The 3561-nt window shown below is 57.9% G+C and carries 3 protein-coding genes; all 3 read right to left on the bottom strand.

Annotated elements, in window-relative coordinates; all coding sequences use genetic code 11:
• The coding region (locus BN874_RS10540) for a YhjD/YihY/BrkB family envelope integrity protein (RefSeq protein WP_034432968.1) at positions 1 to 226 on the bottom strand (226 nt) is incomplete at its 3' end.
• A gap of 127 nt (positions 227 to 353) precedes the next feature.
• Complete coding sequence (locus tag BN874_RS10535) at positions 354 to 3041, bottom strand: calcium-translocating P-type ATPase, PMCA-type (RefSeq protein WP_034432966.1); 2688 nt, start codon at positions 3039 to 3041, stop codon at positions 354 to 356.
• Between the two features lie 106 nt (positions 3042 to 3147).
• Positions 3148 to 3561 (bottom strand): YihY/virulence factor BrkB family protein (locus tag BN874_RS10530; protein WP_034432964.1); only part of this gene is annotated, 414 nt, incomplete at its 5' end.

The raw sequence follows: 3561 nt of genomic DNA, 5'->3' as shown, positions 1-3561 counted from the left end.
CCAATGCCCCCTGCTCCCCCATCAGAGCCTGAAATTGACCGGCGATTTCGCCGCGCGCGGCTGCTTCGCCGAACATCAAACCGACCATCGCAATCACGATCAACAGCAAGGGCGCCATCGAGAACAGGGTGTAATACGCCAGCGCTGCACCCATGCTCTGGGCATGGTCATCGCTCCACGAGATAAACGTAGTCTTGATCAGGAACCAGGTTTCCTTCGTCGTCATCTCACTATCCTGATGGATACAGGGTCAAGGGGGTCATCTTCCCTTTGTAGATCCAAAGGAGATTTGGGGTAAAGCAAAATGACGTTGTCAAGCGGGGTCGCCGTGCGAGGCGGTGATGATTCGGGCTTCAAGGAGCGTCCTGCATCACCGGATTGCCCAACCAGCGGTTGCGAACCACCTTGCGCAGCAGGTCGGTGGGAATAATTACGAACGCCATGAGCAGTACATAAACCCACTCCTGCGTCGTCAGCCCGACTGTGCGCAGCACCTCGCCGCCATAGGCGACAAAAAGCACCTGAATCCCCATGATCGCTGGGATGATGATGATGAACAGGCGGTTTTCGAGTAGGTTCTCGAACAGATTTAACCCTTGGGTGCGGGCATTGAAGGTGTTAAAGAACTGAATAAAAACGAAAAAAGTGAAGAAGGCGGTTAGGAGCTTGGCTTTCGCACCTGGCGCACCGACTGCGTAACCACCAGAGAACAGGGCGTGGGTGGTGTCGCTGGTCAGGAACAGCAGACTCAGCAGGGCGATGATGCCCCCGTTCAGCAGGATCGAAGACCACATATCCACAGTGATCAGCGGTTCATCGCGGCGGATTGGTTTCTCCTGCAGGTAGCGGTGCAACGCAGCTTCGCCGGCGAAGGCCAGACCGGCCAGGGTATCCATGATGAGATTCAGCCAGAGCAACTGGGTCATGGTCAGCGGCAGGTCGAAGCCGAAGAACGGCCCCAGGAACACCACCAGGATCGCCGAAACATTCACCGTCAATTGAAAAACCAGGAATTTGCGGATCGACTTGAACAGGGTGCGCCCGTACAGCACCGCCTGGGTCAACGACGAAAAGTTGTCGTCGAGAATGACGATATCGCCCGACTCCTTGGTCATCTCGGTGCCGCTGCCCATGGCGAAGCCGACATCAGCGTTTTTCACCGCCGGTGCGTCATTGACGCCGTCGCCGGTCATCCCGACCACCAAATTCAGCTCTTTGGCCAGTTTGACCAGCCGACTCTTGTCGGTAGGGAACGCACGGGACACCACGCACAGATGCGGCAGCCGCTGTTTTACCTCCTCGTCCGACAAGGCAGCCAGTTCGTCCGAAGTGAGAATAAGGGCCTGTGGATCGTCTTCCAGCAAACCCACGTCCTTGGCGATGGCCTGGGCGGTTTCCTTGGAATCGCCGGTGATCATGACCACCTGAATGCCCGCAGCCTTGGCGGTTTTCACCGAAGCATAGGAAGTCTCACGCAATTCATCGCGCATCCCGAACACGCCCACCAGAGTCAGATCGGCAGGCAACGCTTTGCTGTCGTCAATCGGGGTGTCGGTCACTGCGATCGCCAGCAGGCGCATGGCTCGCGACGACAGTTCGCGCATGGCCGCCTGCACGGCATCGGGATCATCGAGGTCTTGAGGGTGGCCGTTCGCGTCCAGGCAGCGCCCGCAGTTTTTCAAAATCACCTCCGGCGCACCCTTGACCAGGGTCAGCGCCCGCTCGCCGCTGACCTGAGTGGCAGAAAACTTGCGGGTGCTGTTGAAGGGGATGAGGTCCACGATGTCAACCTGGCCGCTCTGCGCCAGATACGGAGTGACGAAGCGCAGCAGCGCCTGCTCGGTGCGATCCGCGCCGACCAGTTTTGGATCGTTGGGGTCGCTGGCGTCAATCACCGCGCTGGTGTTGTTGCATAAAGCAAATCCAGCCATATCGCGCAATGCTTGGGGAATGTCATCCAGCTTTTCGTAGCGTGCGCCGATGCCGGTCAGAAAAGCGCTGACCGCCAGCCGACCTTGCGTCAGCGTGCCGGTTTTGTCGGTGAACAGGAGATTGAGGCTGCCAGCGGTTTCAATGCCCAGCAGCTTGCGCACCAGCACCTTGACGCTGAGCAGTTTCTTCATGTTGATCGCCAGCACCATGGCGATCATCATCGGCAGCCCTTCCGGCACCGAGACCACCACGATGATGATGGCGAGAATCGCGGCGGTCACCACATCTTTGATAATCAGGCCGCTGGGTTGCGCCCAGTAGGTGGCGAATCCGCCTTCGTGCCCGGCAATAGCGTTGAACAGGAATACAATAAAGATCAATGTCGCGCCGATATAGCCAAAGGTGGCGATGTGTCCACCCAGCACCGTCAGCTTGTGTTGCAAGGGGGAGAGCCGGGCCTCGGCGGACAGCAGTTCCTTCATGGTTTGGCCGTAGCGGGTTTGGTCGCCCACCGCGCTGGCTCGCATCACCCCTTCGCCGTCCACCACCAAGCCGGCGCGGAATAACCGGTTCTGTTCCGCCGCCGCTGCGGGATCGGCATTTTCAGCCAAAGCGGTTTTTTTTACCGGTTCCGATTCGCCGGTGAGCGCCGCTTCGTCCATCTCGGCGTATCCGGCCAATAACAGGCCGTCGGTGGGGACAGTATCGCCGGGTTGCAGCAGGATGTGATCGTTGACCACCAAATCGCTGATCGGGATTTCGGTCAAGTGTCCATTGCGGAATGCTTTGACCCGGATCAGTGAGGCTTCTTCCAGCAGTTTCTGAAAAGATTGCTCGTTGCTGTGTTCCGACCAGGTAGCGACAACGGTGGCCATGACCACCGCGAAGGCGATACCCGCGCTTTCGTACCAATGGGCATAGCCGAATATCCACAGCGCGACGGTGATCAGCAGGGCGACGATCAGAATGATGATGATCGGATCTTTCAGGTTGCCGAGCAGTTTGTCCCTGAAGGTTTCGACCTCTTGGCTGGCTACGGCGTTGGAACCGTGCCGGGCGCGGGATGCCTCGACCTCTTGATCCGTTAATCCTGGATAGGTGAATTTCATGGTTGCTTTTCCAAGGTAGGGTCGATCTGTCCACTTAGTGGGTCATTTGCTTTCCATATAGCCATAATCTTCCTCCGCTTATGACCTTTACCGGTTGTGCGCCGGCTTAATCCACAGAGTCCGCAGATTTGCCTGCCACGGACGGGCGACTGGACGGGCTTTTGCCATAGGCCGTTTTTGCGATTTCACTGCTCGACTGAAGCGCATCGGCGCCACTTTCATCCAAGGCCTTGATCAGGTTGTGCGGCGCGGGCTGGTGCTGGCGTGAGCCGAAGATATGCGAGTGGGCCCAAGTAAATTCCGCCCCCATCAGAAAGATCTGGGCGGAGTAATAGACCCAAACCAGCAGAGCCACGAGTGAACCGGCCGCGCCAAAACCGCTCGTCACCCCGCTTCTGCCGATATACAGGCCGATCAAAAATTTGCCGATGGTGAATAAGAGGGACGTGAGGGCGGCTCCTATCCAGACTTCGTCCCAGCGAATGCGCACGCGCGGCATGATCTTGTAAATCAGGGCAAA

Origin of the sequence: Candidatus Contendobacter odensis Run_B_J11, assembly GCF_000531125.1 — a bacterium.
GTDB classification, from domain to species: domain Bacteria; phylum Pseudomonadota; class Gammaproteobacteria; order Competibacterales; family Competibacteraceae; genus Contendibacter; species Contendibacter odensensis.
This window is presented reverse-complemented; position numbering and strand designations above follow the sequence as displayed.